At 67.4% G+C, this 19,398-nt stretch carries 19 protein-coding genes; 13 read left to right on the top strand and 6 right to left on the bottom strand.

Going from position 1 to position 19,398, the window contains the following annotated elements; genetic code table 11:
- Positions 1 to 67: 67 nt before the first annotated feature.
- On the bottom strand, positions 68 to 1,549 hold the full coding sequence (gene pdxR, locus OM960_RS00630; RefSeq protein WP_263332167.1) for a MocR-like pyridoxine biosynthesis transcription factor PdxR: 1,482 nt from the start codon (positions 1,547 to 1,549) through the stop codon (positions 68 to 70).
- A gap of 152 nt (positions 1,550 to 1,701) precedes the next feature.
- Positions 1,702 to 3,081, bottom strand: coding sequence for an aminotransferase family protein (locus tag OM960_RS00625; protein ID WP_263332165.1), 1,380 nt, complete (start codon positions 3,079 to 3,081; stop codon positions 1,702 to 1,704).
- A 443-nt stretch (positions 3,082 to 3,524) separates the two neighbouring features.
- On the opposite strand from OM960_RS00625, the gene OM960_RS00620 reads away from it, so the two are divergent.
- From OM960_RS00620 to OM960_RS00595, 6 genes are all read left to right on the top strand, one after another.
- Positions 3,525 to 4,523 (top strand): taurine ABC transporter substrate-binding protein, encoded by a 999-nt coding sequence (locus OM960_RS00620; RefSeq protein WP_263332163.1) that lies wholly within the window; start codon positions 3,525 to 3,527, stop codon positions 4,521 to 4,523.
- 69 nt (positions 4,524 to 4,592) lie between these two features.
- Positions 4,593 to 5,399 (top strand): taurine ABC transporter ATP-binding protein, encoded by an 807-nt coding sequence (locus OM960_RS00615; protein WP_263332161.1) that lies wholly within the window; start codon positions 4,593 to 4,595, stop codon positions 5,397 to 5,399.
- Positions 5,396 to 6,661, top strand: a complete 1,266-nt coding sequence (locus tag OM960_RS00610) for an ABC transporter permease (RefSeq protein WP_264770740.1) — start codon at positions 5,396 to 5,398, stop codon at positions 6,659 to 6,661. Before OM960_RS00615 ends, OM960_RS00610 begins: the two co-directional genes overlap by 4 nt.
- 76 nt (positions 6,662 to 6,737) lie before the next feature.
- The gene (locus tag OM960_RS00605; RefSeq protein ID WP_264770739.1) at positions 6,738 to 7,835 is read left to right on the top strand and encodes an NAD-dependent epimerase/dehydratase family protein; all 1,098 of its coding nucleotides are present in this window, start codon (positions 6,738 to 6,740) and stop codon (positions 7,833 to 7,835) included.
- A 55-nt stretch (positions 7,836 to 7,890) separates the two neighbouring features.
- Complete coding sequence (locus OM960_RS00600) at positions 7,891 to 8,718, top strand: methyltransferase domain-containing protein (protein WP_264770738.1); 828 nt, start codon at positions 7,891 to 7,893, stop codon at positions 8,716 to 8,718.
- On the top strand, positions 8,715 to 9,869 hold the full coding sequence (locus OM960_RS00595; protein ID WP_264770737.1) for a glycosyltransferase family 4 protein: 1,155 nt from the start codon (positions 8,715 to 8,717) through the stop codon (positions 9,867 to 9,869). Before OM960_RS00600 ends, OM960_RS00595 begins: the two co-directional genes overlap by 4 nt.
- Before the next feature lie 30 nt (positions 9,870 to 9,899).
- Here OM960_RS00595 and OM960_RS00590 read toward each other — a convergent pair whose 3' ends face one another.
- Both OM960_RS00590 and OM960_RS00585 read right to left on the bottom strand, forming a co-directional pair.
- Positions 9,900 to 10,610 (bottom strand): methyltransferase domain-containing protein, encoded by a 711-nt coding sequence (locus OM960_RS00590; RefSeq protein ID WP_264770736.1) that lies wholly within the window; start codon positions 10,608 to 10,610, stop codon positions 9,900 to 9,902.
- Positions 10,611 to 10,763: 153 nt separating this feature from the next.
- Positions 10,764 to 12,200, bottom strand: coding sequence for a mannose-1-phosphate guanylyltransferase/mannose-6-phosphate isomerase (locus tag OM960_RS00585; protein ID WP_264770735.1), 1,437 nt, complete (start codon positions 12,198 to 12,200; stop codon positions 10,764 to 10,766).
- A 197-nt stretch (positions 12,201 to 12,397) separates the two neighbouring features.
- Between OM960_RS00585 and OM960_RS00580 the strand changes: the two genes are divergently transcribed.
- From OM960_RS00580 to OM960_RS00550, 7 genes are all read left to right on the top strand, one after another.
- Positions 12,398 to 13,786 (top strand): phosphohexomutase domain-containing protein, encoded by a 1,389-nt coding sequence (locus OM960_RS00580; protein ID WP_264770734.1) that lies wholly within the window; start codon positions 12,398 to 12,400, stop codon positions 13,784 to 13,786.
- Positions 13,787 to 13,792: 6 nt separating this feature from the next.
- Positions 13,793 to 14,080 carry a hypothetical protein gene (locus tag OM960_RS00575; RefSeq protein ID WP_263332144.1) on the top strand — a complete coding sequence of 96 codons (288 nt, stop codon included), beginning with the start codon at positions 13,793 to 13,795 and terminating at the stop codon, positions 14,078 to 14,080.
- Between the two features lies 1 nt (position 14,081).
- A complete protein-coding gene (locus OM960_RS00570) occupies positions 14,082 to 14,804 on the top strand; it encodes an imm11 family protein (RefSeq protein WP_264770733.1) in 723 nt (240 codons plus the stop codon).
- Positions 14,805 to 14,849: 45 nt separating this feature from the next.
- The gene (locus tag OM960_RS00565; RefSeq protein WP_264770732.1) at positions 14,850 to 15,023 is read left to right on the top strand and encodes a hypothetical protein; all 174 of its coding nucleotides are present in this window, start codon (positions 14,850 to 14,852) and stop codon (positions 15,021 to 15,023) included.
- Entirely contained in the window at positions 15,020 to 15,151 is a 132-nt protein-coding gene (locus OM960_RS00560) for a hypothetical protein (RefSeq protein WP_263332137.1), read from the top strand. Before OM960_RS00565 ends, OM960_RS00560 begins: the two co-directional genes overlap by 4 nt.
- Before the next feature lie 193 nt (positions 15,152 to 15,344).
- Positions 15,345 to 16,028 (top strand): phosphohexomutase domain-containing protein, encoded by a 684-nt coding sequence (locus tag OM960_RS00555; RefSeq protein ID WP_264770731.1) that lies wholly within the window; start codon positions 15,345 to 15,347, stop codon positions 16,026 to 16,028.
- Positions 16,029 to 16,215: 187 nt separating this feature from the next.
- Positions 16,216 to 16,767, top strand: a complete 552-nt coding sequence (locus OM960_RS00550; RefSeq protein WP_264770730.1) for a hypothetical protein — start codon at positions 16,216 to 16,218, stop codon at positions 16,765 to 16,767.
- 149 nt (positions 16,768 to 16,916) lie between these two features.
- Here OM960_RS00550 and OM960_RS00545 read toward each other — a convergent pair whose 3' ends face one another.
- Together OM960_RS00545 and OM960_RS00540 are read right to left on the bottom strand one after the other, a co-directional pair.
- Positions 16,917 to 17,906 (bottom strand): C45 family autoproteolytic acyltransferase/hydrolase, encoded by a 990-nt coding sequence (locus OM960_RS00545; RefSeq protein WP_264770729.1) that lies wholly within the window; start codon positions 17,904 to 17,906, stop codon positions 16,917 to 16,919.
- Positions 17,907 to 17,936: 30 nt separating this feature from the next.
- Positions 17,937 to 19,397, bottom strand: coding sequence for a biotin carboxylase (locus OM960_RS00540; RefSeq protein WP_264770728.1), 1,461 nt, complete (start codon positions 19,395 to 19,397; stop codon positions 17,937 to 17,939).
- Position 19,398: the final 1 nt, after the last annotated feature.

Below are 19,398 nucleotides of genomic sequence, written 5' to 3'. Positions count from 1 at the left end.
CCGACGGGGCCACAGGCCCCGGTTCGAAACGTTTCTACGCCCCGTTACCGGCACCCTGTAGGGCCAGTCACGCCACCTGATTAGCGCCAGTTTCGCGCAACGCCTCGGCGATGAGCGCGATGCCCTCGGGAATCCGGTTCTGCGAGATCGAGGAATAGGCGAGCCGGTAGTAATTCCGCGGCGCCGTGCCCGGCGCGAAGAAGGCCCGCCCCGGCTCGATCAGCACGCCCTTCGCGCGCAGGTCGACCGCGAGCAGCCCGGTATCCACCGCCGCTGGCGCCCGCATCCAGAAGCTCGATCCGCCGAAGGCGCCCTGCCCGGCGATTTCCAGCCCGTGGGTTCGGATCGCCTCGTCCATCACCGTGCGGCGGCGCTTGTAGGCCTGGTTCAGCCGGTTGATCAGCGCGTCGTAATGGCCGAGCGAGAGGAAATAGGCCACCGTGCGCTGGATATGCCCCGGCGTGTGGCGCAGCATCGCCGCGCGAAGCGCGCGCGCCTCGCGGATGAAGGCCTCGGAGGCGACGAGATAGCCGAGCCGGAGCCCCGGAAACAGCGACTTCGAGAACGAGCCGACATGGATCACCCGGCCCTCGCGGTCGAGCGACTTCAAGGCCGGGGCAGCGGGCTTCAGGAACGACATCTCGAACTCGTAATCGTCCTCGATGACAAGGAAATCCTCGCGCCCCGCGCGCTCCAGAAGCGCGGTGCGTCGGCCGATCGGCATCGTCGCATTGGTCGGGCAGTGATGGCTTGGCGTCGTGAAGATCGCCTCGATCCCCTCCGGCACCGCCTCGGGCAGCAGGCCATCGGCATCCACCTCGACCGGCAGCACCTCGGCGCCGATCTGGCCGAGAATCGCGCGCAGGCCCGGATAGCAGGGATTCTCCACCGCTGCCCGGCTGCCCTGGCCGAGCAGGATCTCGGACGCGAGCCAGAGCGCGTTCTGCGCCCCCATGGTCAGGAGGATCTCCTCGGGCCGGGCGCTGATTCCGCGCCGGGGCAGGATCGAGCGCATGATGTACTCGATCAGCATCGGGTCGTCGCGCTCGTAGAAATCGGCCGTCAGCACCTCGAAGTCACGCTTGCCGAGCGCACGCAGCGCGCATTGGCGCCAGTTCTGGTGGTCGAAGAGCGTGGCGTCGGCCTGGCCGTAGATGAAGGGATAGGCATAGGACTGCCAGTCGACCGGCCGCGCGATCAGCTCGTGGCGCGAGAACCGGCGGCCGACGATCCGCTCCCAGTCCACGGTGTCGCGATGCGGCCGCTCCTCGAACTCGAAACCCGGCTGCATGGGCGCGGTGTCCGAGACGTAATAGCCCGAGCGCCCCCGCGCCGTCAGGTAATCGCCCGAAACAAGCTCGGTATAGGCGAGCGTCACGGTGATCCGGCTGACACCGAGATGCTCGGCGAGCCCGCGGCTCGACGGCAGCTTCTCGCCCGGGCGGAAGCGGCCGCGCAGGATGCCCTCGGCCACCATCTGCTGGATCTGCTGCTGCAACGTCCCGTTGAAACCGGGCGTCAGGAAAAAGGCTTCCGCCGGGATCGACATTTCTGGCCTTATGCGCGCGCTGAACTGGACCTAGATCCAGAAAGCCGAAACGGGCGCCGCCGTCAAGCCGCGCCCGCTCCTTCTTCATTGTCCAAGTACCCCGGGGGAGTCGCCGCCCCGGCGGCGACGGGGGCAGCGCCCCCTCCTTGGCCTCAGCTGAAGACCTTGGTCAGCGCCTTGTCGATCGCACCGGTGATCTGGTCGATGTCGTCCGCGGTGGCGATCAGCGCCGGCGAGAGGCAGAGCGTGTTGTTGAAGCCCGGCAGCGAGCGGTTGGTCGCGCCGATGAGCACGCCCTGCGCCGCACATTCGGCGACCACGGCCTGCACCTTCTTCTCGTCCGCCGGCTCCTTCGTGGCGCGGTCCGCCACCAGCTCGGCGCCGCAGAAAAGGCCCTTGCCGCGCACGTCGCCGATCACCCGGTGCTTGTCCATCAGCGCGCGGAGATTGTTCATCGTCCGCTCGCCCATCTTGACGGTGTTCTCCAAGAGCCCCTCGTCCTCGATGATCCGCATGTTCTCGATCGCCGCCGCCGGACCGGCGGTGCAGCCGCCGAAGGTGGAGATGTCGCGGAAATAGTTCATCGGGTCCGAGGCGTCGTCCTTGAACATCTCGAAGACGGCTTCGGTCGTCACCATGCAGGCGATCGCGGCATAGCCCGAGGCGACGCCCTTGGCCATCGTCACGAAGTCCGGCTTGATGCCGTAGTGCTGGTAGCCGAACCAGGTGCCGGTGCGGCCGACGCCGCAGACGACCTCGTCGATATGCAACAGGATCTCGTACTTCTTGCAGATCTCCTGCACCCGCTCCCAGTAGCCTTCCGGCGGGGTGATGACGCCGCCGCCCGCGGTCACCGGCTCGAGGCAGAGCGCGCCGATGGTATCCGGCCCCTCGCGCAGGATCACTTCCTCGATCGCGTCCGCCGCGCGCTCGCCGTAATTCGCGACATCCCACTGCTTGCGGTATTCGAGGCAGTGCGGAACCTTCACGAAGCCCGGCACGAAGGGGCCGTACTGGGCGTTGCGCTCGTCCTGGCCGCCGGCCGACATCGTCGCGATGGTGGCGCCGTGATAGTCGCGGTCGCGGTAGAGGATCTTGTGCTTCTTGCCGCCGTAGCGCTTATGGGCGATCTGGCGGATCATCTTGAACGCCTTCTCGTTCGCTTCCGAACCCGAGTTGGTGTAGTAGACACGGCTCATGCCCGGCATCTTCTCAATGAGCCGCTTGGCGAAGATCGAGCCGGGAATCGAACCGGCGGAGTTGGCGAAGTAGTTGACCTTGATGAGCTGGTCATAGACCGCCTTGGCGATCGACTCGCGGCCATAGCCCACGTTGACGGTCCAGACGCCACCCGAAACGGCGTCGAGCAGTTCCTTGCCCTTCGCGTCCCAGACCCGCATCCCCTTGCCCTCGACGATCACGCGGGGGTCCGAGGTCTCGAACGGCTTGTGCTGGATCAGGTGATGCCAGAGATGGGCGCGGTCGGCCTCGACCACTTCGGAAATATCGTTCGAATAGACGGAGCTGTTCATCGTTTCTACCTTTTCTCGGTGCGCTGCCGGCCCGTCGGAATCGCGCCTCTATTCGGCCGGGACGGGGTCGGGCTTGACGCCGAAATCATCACGAAAGCCGCCGTTGCCGTAGGGCCAGAGACTACGCTCCGATAGTACCAGATTTCCACCAACATTCCACTTTCCGAAACCTGCACTTCGCCGCTTCGAAAAGCGCGACGGCGCGCTTGCCGCAGGGACCGGCGCCGATCCGAATGGAGAGGTCGGAAGGCGGGAGGCCATCTGGTACACTGCACGCGCGGGAGAAAGGCCCGGCGGCAGCCGGCAAGACAAGCCCGGATCCGGGAAAACTGGACTTAACACTGACACGGAATCTGGTCCTATACCGGCCATTGTTAGCGCCTCATAGTGACGGGCAACAAGGCAATCCGAACAGGACCAGGGTTAATCAGGGAGAACGACGCATGAGAACTACGACTTTCAGGACGGCGGTCGCGGTGGCAGCTCTGATGGCGGGGGCCCAGGCGGCCCAAGCGCTCGATGAGATCACGGTGGCCTACTTCCTCGAATGGCCGATGCCGTTCGAATACGCAAAGGTGATGGGCACCTACGAACAGGAGATGGGCGTCAAGATCAACTGGCGCAGCTTCGACACCGGCACCGCGATGTCGGCGGCGATGGCGAGCGGAGACGTGCAGATCGCCGTGAGCCAGGGCGTGCCGCCCTTCGTCGTCGCGACCTCGGCCGGCCAGGACCTGCAGGCGGTCGACGTCGCCGTGTCCTACGCCGAGAACGACAACTGCGTGGTGCGCACCGATCTCGAGATCACCAAGGACAACGCCGCCGAACTGGCCGGCAAGAAGGTCGCCGTGCCGATCGGCACCGCGGCGCATTACGGCTTCCTCAAGCAGATGTCGCATTTCGGCGTCGACATCTCGACGATGGAAATCGTCGACATGGCGCCGCCCGACGCTGCTGCCGCCTTCGCGCAGGGTTCGCTCGACATGGCCTGCGGCTGGGGCGGCGCGCTGCGGCGGATGCTGGAAAGCGGCAACGTGCTCCTGACCGGGGCCGAGAAGGAAGAACTCGGCATCCTCGTCTTCGACGTGACCTCGGTGCCGGCTTCCTTCGCGGCCGAACAGCCCGAGCTCCTGTCGAAGTTCCTGAAAGTGACCGCCGATGCCAACGCGATGTGGAACGAGGGCTCAAAGCAGGCCGAGATGCTGCCGGTCATCGCCCAGGACGCCGGCATGGACGAGACCGCGACCGCCGACACCATGGCCACCTTCGTCTTCCCCTCGGCCGAGGACCAGCTTTCGGCGAAGTGGCTCGGCGGCGGCGCGCAGGAGTTCATGAAGGGCGTGGCCGACGTCTTCGTGCAGGCCGGCTCGGTGCCGGCGGCGCTCGACAGCTACGACAACGCGGTCAACGTCGCGCCGCTCTCCTCGGCAGCGGGGATGTAAGCACCCCCACCCCGCGGCCCGGCCGCCAGCGGCCGGGCCGTCCCGCAACCAGATCCGCGAGGGGGGACCATGACCGGATTGATCATCGACAACGTGTCGATGCGATTTGACTTGCCCAACGGCTCGGCCGTTCAGGCGCTCAAAAACGTATCTCTGGAACTGAAAAAAGGCGAACTCCTGTCGGTCCTCGGACCCTCGGGCTGCGGCAAGACCACGCTGCTCAACATCCTCGCGGGCTTTCTCGCGCCGACCGAGGGCAAGGTCGAGCTGAACGGCCACCGCGTCACCGGCCCCGCCGCCGAACGCGGCATGGTGTTCCAGCAGGGCGCGCTCTTCGAATGGATGAGCGTCCGCAAGAACGTCGACTTCGGCCCGCGCATGAAGGGCATGGCCCAGGCGGAGCGCGACAAGATTACCGACCACCTGCTCGATATCGTCGGGCTTCAGGAGTTCAAGGAAAAGGCGGTGTACGAGCTTTCGGGCGGCATGCAGCAGCGCGTGGCGCTGGCGCGGTGCCTCGCGAACGACCCCGACGTGATCCTGATGGACGAACCCCTCGGCGCCCTCGACGCGCTGACGCGCGAGAAGATGCAGGGCCTCGTGCTCAAGCTCTGGAAGGAAACCGGCAAGACAGTGATCCTTATCACCCACTCGGTCGAGGAGGCGCTTCTGCTCGGTGAAAGGCTCCTCGTCATGGCCCCGCGTCCGGGGCGGATCTTCAAGGAATATCGCCTGCCCTTCGCCGAACGCGGCGTCGGCCGCGACCTGCGCGACGTCAAGAAGTCCGAGGGCTTCGCGGAGACGCGCGAAGAGATCCTCGGCATGATCTGGGGCATGGAGGAAGAAATCATGGGCCGATCGGAGACCGCGGCATGACCGTTCTCATCTTCTACGTCGCGCTCTTCGCCGCCGCCTATTTCGTCGTGCGCTTCATCCGCAGACACCGCGAGGGGCGGCACGACTACACCAGCCTCAAGACCGTGACCTTCGGCGACGAAAGCGCGATCACGCCCGACCGCGTGGCCTCGGTCATCTCGGTGCTCACGATCTTCCTGATCTGGGGCGCCTTCACCGGCTCGAAACTGGTGCCGTTCCACGTCCCCGGCCCGTTCATGGGCGAGACCTCCTTCACCTACACCGCGACCAACGCCGCCGGCGAGACCGACGAGGCCACCGTCACCGTGCTCGTCCACGAGGCCGGCCAGAAACCGGCGGCGCCGGAAGTCGCGCCCGGCACCGGCTTCGCCAGGGACGACAGCGCGGCGATGCAGGCCTGGCGCAGCATGCTGCTGCGGCCCGCCTCGAACGACGAGGGCGGCTCGGAGTCGGGCTTCACCATCACCGCGATCGACGGCAAGCCGGTGCAGCCCGAGGTTCCCGCCGCCGTCGCCAACGGCAAGGTGACGCTGACCTCGAAGGGCTCGATGAACTTCGAGCCCAACAAGGGCTGGCAGATGGAGCCGATCTGGATGCCCGCGCCCGAGGCCGTGGCCGCGCGGCTCGCCGAGATTGCCACCAACGGCTACCAGAACACCTCGCTCTGGGGCCATCTCGGCGCCTCGCTGATGCGGGTGCTCGGCGGCTTCATCCTCGGTTCGATCGTCGGCATTCCCTTGGGCTACGCGATGGGCCTGTCGAGCTGGTTCCGCGGCTGGTTCGACCCGATCGTGGAGTTCATGCGCCCGGTGCCGCCCTTGGCGCTGATCCCGCTCGTGATCATCTGGTTCGGCATCTGGGAGACCGGCAAGATCGTCCTGCTGTTCCTCGCCGCACTGTGGATCATGACCATCGCCGCGCGCTCCGGCGTGTCGGGGGTCAGGATCTCCAAGATCCACGCCGCCTATTCGCTCGGCGCCACGAAAGCGCAGATCATGCGCCACGTCATCATCCCGAACTCGCTGCCCGACATCTTCACCGGCGCGCGGGTGGCGATGGGGGTCTGCTGGGGCACCGTGGTCGCGGCCGAGCTCGTCGCCGCGCAGAAGGGTGCCGGCATGATGATCATCGCCGCCTCGAAGTTCCAGCTCACCGACATCGTCGTGATGGGGATCATCCTGATCGGCATCATCGGCTACGGCATCGACATCCTGATGCGGATGGCCGAACGCTGGCTCGTGCCCTGGAAGGGCCGCGGCTGACCACTCTCCCGGCGGGGCGTTTGCAATCGCCCCGCCGACCGCTATCGTCAACCGGACGCGAGACGGAGGGCGGAGCGTGCATGAAGCTGGATGGCGCGATGCGCTGAGGGGGCGCCGGGTCTTCGTGACCGGCGCCTCCGGCTTTATCGGGCGCCGGCTGGTCCCCGCGCTCGCCGCCTCCGGCGCGGCCGTCACCGTGCTCGCCCGCTCCCGCGCCGCCGCGCGGGGCCTACCGCCCGGGGTCCGCGTCCTGCCGGGCAGCCTCGCGCCGGGGACGGACCTCGCCGCCGCGCTCGCCGGGCAGGAGGTGCTGCTGCACCTCGCCTACGACCTCCGCGCCGCCCCCGCCGCCAATCTCGCGGCCTTCGACCTTCTCGCCGATGCCGCGGCACGCGCCGCGGTCGGTCGGATCGTCCACGCGAGCTCGATCGTCGTCTATGACGGCTGGCCCGGCGGCGACCTCGACGAGGCCAGCCCCTGGGGCGGCTCCGGCGGCAGCGGCTACCGCGCGGTCAAGATCGCGATGGAACGACGCCTCCTTGCCGGCACGCTTCCCGCCGCGATCCTTCAGCCGACCATCGTCTACGGCCCCGGCTCGGCGCTCTGGACCGACAGCTTCGCTTTGGCGCTCGCGCGCGGCGCCGTCGTGGTGCCGGAGCCCGAGGGCCTCTGCAACGGCGTCTTCGTCGACGATGTGGTGCAGGCCGCCTTGCGCGCCGCGGCCCTGCCCGACCTCGGGCACGAGCGTTTCATCGTCTCGGGGCCCGAGCCCTTCGCCTGGTCGGCGCTGATCGAGGGCTACGCCGCGATCCTCGGCCGGGGCGAACTGCGCCGTGTGCCGGAGGCCGAGCTCCGCGCCCGCCTTGGCCCTCGCCCCGCCCCCGCCGGCCCCGCGGCCGCGCCGCCGCTCGCCGCCCGGATCAGCGCTGGCGCCCGCCGCCTGATCGGCCACCGCCGGTTCGAGGCGCTGACCAGCGCGCTCCGCCAAGGGCTCGACCGGGACGGCGTCATGTATCCCGACCACCACCTGCTCGACGAGATGACCAGGCGCGGCCGCTGCCGCATCGACCATGCTTGCGCCCGGCTCGGCTACGCGCCCGACCATAACCTCGCGCGAGGCCTCACCGCGACGGCGGACTACCTGCGCAGCCGCCATCCCGACCGCCGCGCTTGACAGAAAAAAAAGATTATGCCCGGCTAGACCCTTAGAGGGCGCAGCGAAAGGATTCATGGTGATCATTGGCGCGCAGCTGGCGGGTATTGTTCGGGGCGTTGCAACAAAGCTTCTCCCTGACGACCTGCGCAAATGGATCCGGAAACAGCAGCGCCTGCTCAAGCTGCAATCGGTGCCGGTCGGCACGGTGGATTTCGGCGGCCTCCGGCGGCTCACCCCGATCAGCCCGATCTTCGGCATCGACCGCGACCTGATCTCGGTCGAGCGCTATTACATCGAGCATTTCCTCAAGCGCCACGAGGCCGACATCCAGGGCCGCGTGCTCGAGATGGGCGAGCCGCTCTATACCGAGAAGTTCGGGGGCGCGAAGGTCACGCGGAGCGACGTGCTGAACTATGTCGAGGGCAACCCGAAGGCGACGATCGTCGCCGATCTCTGCGACGCGCCGCACATCCCCGACGACACGTTCGACTGCATCGTGATAACCCAGACCCTGCAGATGATCTTCGAGGTCGACAAGGCGATCGCGACACTGCACCGGATCCTCAAGCCCGGCGGGGTCGTGCTCGCCACCTCGCACGGCATCACAAAGGTCGCCCGGCGCGAGGGCGTCGACGACTGGGGCGAGTACTGGCACTTCACCACCCAGTCGAGCCGCCGCCTCTTCGGCGACGTCTTCGGCCGCGAGAACATCGCGGTCGAGCCCTACGGCAACGTCCTGACCACGATCGCCTCGCTGCACGGCCTCGCCGCGCGCGAGCTCGACTCCGAGGAGCTCGACCACAACGATCCGGACTTCGAGCTTCTGGTCATGATCCGCGCCGTCAAGGCCGCGGATGCCGCCGATGCGGCAGCGAGTCCGGGCGGCACGAAAGCGCCGTGACCGGACCGGCGCAAACCGACCGGCCGATGCGGATCCTGCAGATCGGCACCCAGTTCGGGGTCGGCGGCATTGCCCGGCATGTCATCGATCTCACGCATTGGCTGCGCGGCGCCGGGCACACGGTCCATTTCGCCGGCGAACCCGGCGCCCTGCTCGACGCCAGCAAGGACGACCAGTTCCACGCGCTGCCGCTGGCCGGGGTCTCCGCACTGGGCGGCTCGGTTCCGGCGCGGATACGCAACCTCCTGCGCTGCGTCCCGCGGCTGCGGCGCCTGATCCGTGCCCATCCGGTGGACGTGATCCATTGCCATGAAAGCGCGCCAGCCCTCGTCACGAGCCTCGCCGTGATCGGCACCGGAATTCCGGTCGTGGTCACCTACCACGGCTCCGAACCCGAACGCATCCGCAGCTTCGGCCGCATCTGCCGGCTCGGCGCCGAGGTCGTGGTCACGCCCAGCCACCTTTGCGCCGGGCAGCTCCACGAGATCGGCCGCATTCCCGCCGACCGCCTCCGCGTCGTCGGTCTCGGCGTCAAGCCCGCCCCCGAGACCGACGCCGAAGAGGTCGCCGCGCTGCGCCGCGACCTCCTCGGCGCCGACGGCGAACTGCTCGTCCTCTCGCTTTCGCGCGCCTCCTACCAAAAGGGGCTCGACATCCTCATCGAGGTCGCGATGGAGGTGGCCAGGCACCGGGGCGACATCCGCTTCGTCGTGGCCGGTGCCGGGCCGCTGCTGGAGAACCTCCGGGCCGCGGCCCGCGCCAAGGGGGCCGAGCGCCATGTGCGCTTCATCGGCGCGACGCACCGGCCCTACCTCCATCTCCTTGCCTCGGACATCTACCTCCTGACCTCGCGCTGGGAGGCGCTGCCGATCTCGATCGTCGAGGCATTCCGCGCCGGCGTTCCGGTGATCGCCTCCGACACCGGCGGCGTCCGCGAACTGGTCGACACCGATGTCGGCGCTGTCGTCCCGGTCGGCGACGTGGCGGCCTGCGCCAGCGAGATCCTGCGGCTCGCCGGCGATCCCGGCTTGCGCGCCGCGATGGCCGCCGCAGCGTTCGAACGGAGCCGCGAGGACCGCTTCACGCCCGACTTCATCCACCGCCAGTTCGAAAAGCTCTACCGCGACCTCGCAGCCAAGCGGACGGGCTAGCCGCCGCTCCGGCTCCGCGCGCTGCACCGGTCACTTGATCGCGAGGAACCCCTCGAAGCAGAGGTATTTCTGCACCGTTGTGATGTCGACGAACCCCGCCCGCGTCATCAGGTCGAGGTTTCCTTGTGTCGAGAAAGGCTCGAGAATGCCCTTCAGGCTGCGCGCCTTCGAGACGATCTCGTCGCCGGTGAAGCCGTTGCGCAGCTTGAAGTCGGCATAGAGCGTGGTGACGATGTCCTGGAACCGCGCATCCGGCGCGCGGACCTTTTCAAACATGATCAGCGCCCCGCCCCAGTGCAGCGCCTCGTAGAGCTTGTCGATGAGCTGCTGGCGGTCGCGCGGCGGGATGAACTGCATCGTGTAGTAGGACACGATCAGATCTGCCTTCTGGTAGTCGAAGAGCCGCGCGTCCTCGTGCAGAAGCTCGATATTCGCGATCCCGGCGCAATGGTCGCGCGCCTTGTCGATCATCGGCCCGACCGGATCGATGCCGATCCACTTGGCCCCGGTCTTGGCCTGGTTGTGCACCGCGAGCTTCTTCAGAAGCTCGCCCGTCGAGGTGCCGATCTCGTAACAGGTGGAGACGTCGGAGACGAAGAAGTCGCTGAGCTGGCAGACGAGGTCATGGCCCTCGTCATAGAGCGGGACAGACTGGCGGATATGCTCGACGAAGGTGTCGGCGGTCTTGCCGTCGAAGGTCCAGCCGGCATTCCCGGCTTCGATCTTGTGGCCGACACCCATGTTTAACCCCGCGTTCCGCTCACCCGTTACCCGCCGATGCACGTTCCCGCACATCGGAACATCAACGGATGATCACCCGGAACACGCGGAAAATCAACGTTCCGTCATGATCCCGGCCGTGCGCGCCAGGCCCGGTAGACCTCGCGGCCGGGCTCAGACCCGCCCGAACGCATCCTCCATGCGTTCGATATCGTCCTCGCCGAGATAGTCGCCAGTCTGGACCTCGATCAGTTCGAGCGGCCCCTCCGCCGGGTTGGCGAGCCGGTGCACCGCGCCGATGGCGACATAGGTGCTCTCGTTCTCGCGCAGGATAAAGACCTTGCCTTCGAGCGTGACCTCGGCGGTGCCGCGCACCACGACCCAGTGCTCGGCGCGGTAGCGGTGGCGTTGCAGGCTGAGCATCGCGCCCGGCTTCACCACGATGCGCTTGACGCGGAACCTTTCGCCAAGATCGGTGGTCTGGAACCAGCCCCAGGGCCGGTGGGTGCGGGCATGCTCGGTCGCTTCCGGCCGCCGCCGCTCGGTCAGCGCGCCGACGAGTGCCTTGACGTCCTGCGCCCGCTCGCGCGGCGCGACCATCACCGCGTCCGGCGTCTCGACGATCGCGAGCCCCTCGACCCCGAGCGCACAGACCAGACGCCCCTCGGAATGGATCATGTTGCCGCGCGCGTCGATGGCGAGCCCCGCGCCGCGGATCGCGTTGCCGTCGCCGTCCTTCTCGGCCGCGGCCCAGACCGCGTTCCAGTCGCCGAGATCGGACCAGCGAAACCCGGCCGGCACCACATGGGCGTCCCGCGTGCACTCCATGAAGCCGTGATCGAAGGAGATCGCACGGATGTCGGCGAAGTCAGACCCCGGCACGAGGAACCCGTGCTCGCGGCGGAGCCCGCCCACCGCGCGCCCGACCGCCGCCACCGCCTGCGGATCGACCGTCTCCATTGCCGCGACCAGCCAGCCGGCGCGGAAGCAGAAGATGCCGGCGTTCCACAGGCAACCCTCGGCGATGAGACGCCGCGCGAGCGGTTCCTCTGGCTTCTCGACGAACTTCGCGACCGAAAAACAGCCCGCCCCGCTCGCATGGCCCGGCCGGACATAGCCATAAGCGGTCGAGGGCGCGTCCGGCACGATGCCGATCACCGCGACGCCCGCCTCCCCGACCCGCGCCGCCGCCATCGCGACCGCGCTACGGAACGCATCCCCGTCGCGGATCAGATGGTCCGAGGGAACCACCGCCACGACCGCATCCGGATCGTCGCGGGCGATGATCGCCGCCGCGAGCAGCACCGCCGCCAGCGTGTCGCGCCGCTCCGGCTCGACCACGATCCGCGCGCCGGGCACGATCGCCTCGACCTGATCGCGCAAGGTGAACCGCTGCGGCGCGGAGCCGACGACCACGGGTGCGGCGAAGCCGGGGCCCATGACCCGCCGGAGCGTGATCTGCAACAGCGTCTCGCCATCCTGCATCGCGAGAAGCTGCTTGGCCATGCCGGCGCGCGAGACCGGCCAGAGCCGCGTCCCGGTTCCGCCGCAGAGCACGACCGGGATGATCGTCTCGCGCCGGGCGGCGAACCCCTCGAACCCGCCGTCCATCATCGCGCCGCACCGCCGCCGATGCCGCGATCCGCTTGTCCGCACGTTCCTCTCGTGGCCATTTCCCGCGTCCTCCCCGCAACCGCAGGCACCAAGCGCCTTTCCCTAGAGTTGCGGCGAATTTCTTAATTTTTCCTTTACCTTGACGTGAGATCGCTTTCGGAGGACGCTAGGGTAGATGGCGAGGTGGGAAGGCTATGACCATCGGTTTTGGCACCAGCGGGCTCCGCGGGCCGGTGGCGGACCTGACAGACGCGATCTGTGCCGCCAATGCGCGCGCCTTTCTCCAGGCGGTGCCGCATAGCGGCCTTCTGATGCTCGCGCGCGACCTGCGCCCCTCCTCGCCGCGCATCTCCGCGGCGGTCGCGGCCGGCGCGGCGAGCCTCGGTGTCGCGGTCCGCGACTGCGGCACGCTGCCGACACCGGCGCTGGCACTCGCCGCGATGGCCGCGGGCGTGCCGGCGATCATGGTCACCGGCAGCCATATCCCCGCCGACCGCAACGGGCTCAAGTTCTTCACCGCGCGGGGAGAGATCACCAAGGCCGACGAGACCGCGATCCGCGCCGCCCTGCGCCCGCCGCCGCCGATGCGGCCCGTCTGTCCCGAGACCGACGCCGCCGCCGGCGCCGGCTATCTCGCCCGCTACGGATCCGCCTTCGCGCGCGACACGCTCGCCGGGATGCGCCTCGGCCTCTATGAGCACAGCTCGGTCGCCCGCGACCTCCTCGCCGGACTTCTCGCCGCGCTCGGCGCCGAGGTCGTGCCGCTCGGCCGCAGCACGACCTTCGTGCCGCTCGACACCGAGGCGATCGACACTTGCACCGCGGCGCGCCTCGCCGGCTGGGCCGCCACGCTCGGACTCGACGCGATCGTCTCCACCGACGGCGACGGCGACCGCCCGCTCGTCGCCGACGCGGCCGGGCACGTCATAGCCGGCGACATTCTCGGCACGCTCACCGCCGCGGCGCTCGGCGCCGACATCGTCGTGACGCCGGTCACCTCGAACTCGCTGATCGAGACCTCGGGCCGCTTCGCGCGCACCCGCCGCACCCGCATCGGCTCGCCCCATGTCATCGCCGCGATGGCCGAGGCGATGGCGCGGCCCGGGCCCCGGGTCGCGGGCTTCGAGGCCAACGGCGGCTTCCTCCTCGGCTACACCGCCGAAACCCCGGCGGGGCGGATCGCGCCCCTGATGACCCGCGACGCGGTGCTGCCGATCCTCGTGCCGCTGGCCGAGGCGGCGCGGCGCCGGCTCCCGCTCTCCGCCCTCGTCGCCGAACTGCCCGGCCGCCGCACCGCGAGCGACCGGCTCGCCGGCATCGCCCCGGCGCAGGGAGAGGCGCTCATCCAGCGCCTCGTGGACGACCCCGCGGCCCGCGCCCGGTTCTTCGCCGCCGCCGGACCGGAGGCCGCGATCGACCGCACCGACGGGCTGCGCCTGCGCTTCGCGAACGGCGCCATCGCGCACCTGCGCCCCTCCGGCAACGCCCCGGAATTCCGCTGCTACGCCGAGGCCGAGGACCAGGAGGCCGCCGACCACCTGCTCGGCACCACCCTCGACGCCACGCGCCGCGCCCTTGGTTGAGCGCGAATGAACGCCCCCCGGCGCGATCCCCGCGCCGCCGCCCCCATCCGCGACCAGATCAAGGCGGGCACCTTCCCGGTGCGCCTCAAGCCCGGGGACTGGCAGCCGGGCGGCGTCAACCGGCTTCTCGACATCATCGCGCGGAACCGCGAAACGACGGGCCGGGTCATCGCCAATGCCAAGCAGATGGCGAAGAAGGGGAACCTGAGGCTCCATCCGAACGTGACGCGCCTCGTGGACGCCGAGGTGCTGAAGAAGATGGGGTCCGAGAAGGCGGGCGGGCCGGAGCAATGATATGACCGGGCTGATGACCCGCAGGGCGGTGGCGGTCGGGGCGACGGCCGCGATGTTGGGCGGCGGCGTCCAGGCAGAGGGCGCGGAAGAGCGAAAGGTTGAAGGAATGGTCTATCACATCTCGGGCGGCAAATACGTCACCGACTATCTCGGCTCGCAACCCGGCTACAAGGCGCTGGACGGGGACATCGACAAAGTCGAGATCGTCGATCCGACGCCGGATGGGGGGGGGCTGATCACCCGGCGTGGCCTGAAAAGCGGCCGCCCGATGAAGCCCGACCACATGCCGACCAAACTGCAGCGGATCGGCCGCGGCCTCGATATCTTCCCGCTGCTCGATGTGGACAGCTATACGAGCTGCCTGCTCGTCAACCAGACCTTCAAGGACATCCTCGAGGAGCTGGAGCCCGGCGTGCATCAGTTCTTTCCGATGGAGATCTTCATCAAGGACGAGAAGGTCGGCGACCGCTACTGGCTGAACATCTGCAACCGGCTGGATACCTATCACCCCACGCTGACCTACCCGCGCAACGAGCGAGGGTTCTTCGAACCAGTGAAAGGTGAGCCGTTCTCCGTCGTTTTCTCCGTTGATGCGATCGGGAACCATCACGCCTGGCACGACAAGTTTGGGCAGGGCACGTACATCTCCGACACCTTCGCCGAGAGACTGCAGGCGGCCGTGTTAAGTGGGCTGCATTTCAGCGAACCGAAGCCGCAGCAGTAGCGCGTACATGCCGCAGTAGCGATTTCACAAAGGGTATTGGATCAGATGGCATTTGACAGCGGTGGCAACCGGATCGTGCGCCCCGACATGGGGGCTCTGCCCGGTTTCGTGGGCCAGAAGGGATTTCAGGGCGCGCATGTGTTGGGCGAAGTGAAGCTCGGCGGGCGGTCGGTTCCCCAGAAGATGGGGGCGGCCAGCGGAGGAGTTGCCACACAATGACCTGCTATTTGGGAGACCAAGCGCTCGGGCACACGAACCTCTGTTTCGACGTTCTCGATGGCGGCATGAAGAAGGTCGAGAACGAGGACCGCAGCATCAAAGGAGAGTTGAAATGGCCTGGTGTGTGATCGATCCGCTCAGGGATGGCCTGTGCTGCCCGACCGCGTCCTTCTGGGGCTTCGAGGAGAGCCTGACCAAGTACACCGCGAGGAAATGACCGAGGAGGAGCGCGCGCGCATCTTCCCACAGCACGCTGGAGCGTACATTTCGACCGTATCGCGAAAGTTCCGTCATGAAATCGGCACCACATTCGACCACCGGGTGATCCAGCCGCTGGCGCCGCACGAATTCCCGACCGAACTGAGGCTGGAAAGAACCTATGGCGGCCTCGGCGCCGACATCGTCGTGACGCCGATCACCTCGAACTCGTTGATCGAGGCCTCGGGCCGCTTCGCGCGCACCCGCCGCACCCGGATCGGCTCGCCCCATGTCATCGCCGCAATGGCCGAGGCGATGGCGCGGCCCGGCCCCCGGGTCGCGGGCTTCGAGGCCAACGGCGGCTTCCTCCTCGGCTACACTGCCGAGACGCGCGCGGGGCGGATCGCGCCGCTGATGACCCGCGACGCGGTGCTGCCGATCCTCGTGCCGCTGGCCGAGGCGGCGCGGCGCCGGCTCCCGCTCTCCGCGCTCGTCGCCGAACTGCCCGGCCGCCGCACCGCGAGCGACCGGCTCGCCGGCATCGCCCCGGCGCAGGGAGAGGCGCTCATCCGGCGCCTCGTGGACGACCCCGCGGCCCGCGCCCGGTTCTTCGTCGCCGCCGGCCCGGAGGCCGCGATCGACCTCACCGACGGGCTGCGCGTGACCTTCGCGAACGGCGCCGTCGCGCATCTGCGCCCCTCCGGCAACGCCCCGGAGTTCCGCTGCTACGCCGAGGCCGAGGACCAGGAGGCCGCCGACCACCTGCTCGGCACCACCCTCGACGCCACGCGCCGGGCATTCGGTTGAGAACCAATGAGCGGCGCGCCCGGCCGCGCCAAGACCGGCCGCGTTATCGCCAAATTCCGCTTGGCGGTGAAGGAAGGCGAGTTGCGCCTTCCCCCCATATCGGCGCACTTGTGGAGATCGAGATGATGGAGAAGATGGGCGCGACGCGGGCCACTTCGGAGGCGGAGGGGTGGCCGAGTGAGGGTTGATGCAGGACCGACTGAGGCGCAAGATGGATAGCGGGCGCAAACTGTCGCGTGCAGTGCTGTTGGCGGGCGCCGCTACCGCAGGTGTGTACATGGCCTCGGGAGCCGCGAGCGGCGTGGGTATTTGCCTCCGGGGCGGGCCGTTGTTCCCTCACAAGTCGGTGCTCCTTGATCGCGCGATAGAGGGGTTGTTCCCGACCACTTTTTCACCTGCCTTTAAGGATGACGCGCGCGAGTTGCGCGGCCCCGAGAGCGAAATCGGCTCATTCCCACACGTAGTGCAGTATCGGACTGCGTTTCCCGATTGCTGCGGCATTATTTCGGAAGGGCGTATCCCGGATGAGATTTATGGGAATACCCGAATCGGAATAAAGCAACCCGGCTTGTGGGATAAGTTAATTGGTCGCGGTCGGTATATTTTATACGCGCGCGAAGCGGCAATTGATTGGTCAGCCGAACCTCCAGAGCCTGTGGCTGGAAACTATTTTGCGCTCTTTTGGATCGACAATTGCGGGGTCAAGGTACCGGTCCCACCTGACAAAATCGTGGGGTGAAGAATACCGAAGAACCTTTATGCGGCGGAGATCGACTTTGCGTATCTCATTGGCGATGGAAAATGGCCTAAGCCCCCACAATTGAAATGGCCCACCTGCCAATTCAGGAACGTCGAAGCCTCGCAAATCCGCGAGAATGCGAGGCCCCGTCAGATCACCCGGTAGCCGTGATCCGGCGTGTAGATCGCGCGCGCGTCCTCGACGAAATCGTTTATGTCGAAGGCCCATGACGCCTGCGGCCAGCGCAGCTCCATCTGGCCGAGCCGCGGTCGGTAGACCGCGGTGTAGAGCGTGCCGAAGCCGAGCGAATAGGCGGTCGAGTAGAGCGGCGGGCGCAGGAAAGCCGAGATGAACTTCTCCTGCGGCTCGACATGGAGCGTGAGCCGCTGCAGGAGGAACCGCTCGCGCTGCACGGTCGCGGTCATCCGCGCGTGGCTCATCCATTCCACCGTCTTCTGGTGGTTGGTGGCGACCGCCGCATGGGTGATCTGCGCCGGCCGGTCGGGCGCCATCAGCGCGGTGAGGAAGCGCCGTTTCGCGTCGAGCACGGTGACGTTGTAGCTCATATGCGTCGGCACGCGGGCGAGCACCCTGCCCGCCTCCTCGGCGGTCTCGCAGGTCTGAAGCACATAGCGCAGGATCAGCGGCACGCCGAAGCCTTCGCCGACGATCCGCCGTCCGCCGAAGGTGAGCGAGACCGCGAGCCCGGCATCGTTCATGCCGTCGACGAGCCCCCAGAGCCCGTCGCTGGTGCCGAGCACCGTACGGCCAAGCCAACCGGTCCGAAGCATGAGCCGGTCGAAGGCACGCGGGCTGTAGTCGTAATTCCGGACCAGGACCGGTTCACGTCCCGGCCAGATCGCCTGCGAACAGCCCGAAAGGTAGGGCGGCGGCCTCCAGAACGACAGGAATCGCGCCGCGTGGTCGCCGCCGCCGGCAAGCTCGCAGAGCCGCTCGTAGAGCGGCACCAGCTCGGGCATGTGGTCCTTCAGCGCCCGCTTGCTCTCCCAGTAGGGCGGGCGCGGCTCCTCGCCCTCCCGCAGCCACCAGCGGTGGTAGTCGGGCCAATACTCGTGAAAGAGCGCGGCCCATTTCGGGCCGGGCTCGGTCTCGTCGATGGCGCGCCAGAGAAAGTCCATACCGGGAGGACCGGCCCATCCGGGCCGGCGCTACATGATCTTGAAGGCCGGGTCGGCGAAGGCCGGCCCTGCCTGCACCGCCTCGAACGGCTTGGCAGCAAAGCCCTGCTTGATGCCGTGGATCCACTTCTTCGCCCGTTCGTTGAGCTTGAACCCATTGGTCATCGAGCGGCCGCGCGTGACGAGGATGCCAAGGTCCGCGCCCTCGTAGCGGAAATCGCCGGGGCGCAGGATCCTGAGGAAGAAAGCCTCGTTCTCGCTCTCGACCGCGCGGCGGTGATAGTCGAAGCGGTCATAGACGACGCGGCCGTCCTCGAGCATCCGGTAGATCCCGGTCTGCGGCGCATGAGTGACGATGTCGACGCTGTCGTCGGTATGCTTGATCACCATCTGGCTCCACGAGTCGATCATCTCGGCATCGGCCCAACGAGCATTCAGCGCCTCGACGTCGAGGTGGAACTTCTTCTTCGAGAACTCCAGCAGGTGGAACAGGAACAAGGGCGCGTCGGCATGGGCGAAGGCCGCGTGGTTGGTCATCGACGAGGCGCCGGTGATGCGCGGGTTGAGTTCGCCGAGCCAGATCTCGCCGGTCTTCTTGTCGATGAGGAAATCGAGCTCGAAATAGCCGCGATAGCCCTCTTTCCGAAGCTGCTCGCCGAACTGGAAGGTCAGCTCCCGCGCCCGCTGCCGGGTCTTCGGCGGGAAGGCGGTGGAGAAGATCTCGTTGCCGCACCAGCCGCCGCGATAGGGGGTCAGCTCCTTGAAGCCGACAAGCTCGGTCATCAGGGGTCCGACGATCGTGCCCTCCTTCGTCGCACAGGCCTCGATCGCCGAGCCGCGGCAGTCGATCCGCTTCATGATCTTGATCTCGCCCTCGCCGACGATCTCGTGCTCGTGGCGGCGGAAATCGGCCTCGGACTTGATGAAGAAGGTGGTGTGGCCGCTATCGCCGAAGGCCGATTGCAGCACGAGGTCATGGCCGAGCTCGGCCTTGTCGCAGATCTTCTTCAGGTGCTCGTAGCTTTTCACCTCGGAAAGCGTGTTCGGCACCGAGGGCACCCCGGCCTTGTTGCCGATCCTCACCGTCTCGATCTTGTTGTCGCACTTCGTGCGCAGCTTCGCCTTCGGGAACCAGACCTCGGCGCCAAGCTCCTTCGACAGCCGCTCGGTCTCCTCGTCGAACATCAGGAAGACGAACTTCGGCTTGCCGCCGCGCCGCTTGATGAGGTCGATCACCTCCTTGTGCTGCAGAAGGTAGTTGTTGATCTCCTCGATCGACTGGAACTCGGCATGCGGCTGCTCGGAGGGGCAGAAGACGTTCGGGTGGCGGCCATCATAGCAGTCGATATAACATATGTATTTGAAATTCTTGCACCATTCGTCGATACCCAGCAGGTTGAAATTGGTTGCCGAGATAAAATAGACCGGATCCTCGTTGCGGTGAAAATGCCGGCGGATCTCGGAAATGTTCTGCAGTTCTCTGGTCGCCATC

Source organism: Defluviimonas salinarum, assembly GCF_026013545.1.
Taxonomy (GTDB): domain Bacteria; phylum Pseudomonadota; class Alphaproteobacteria; order Rhodobacterales; family Rhodobacteraceae; genus Albidovulum; species Albidovulum salinarum.
The sequence above is the reverse complement of the archived record's forward strand: the minus strand, read 5'-3'. Positions and strand labels throughout refer to the sequence as shown.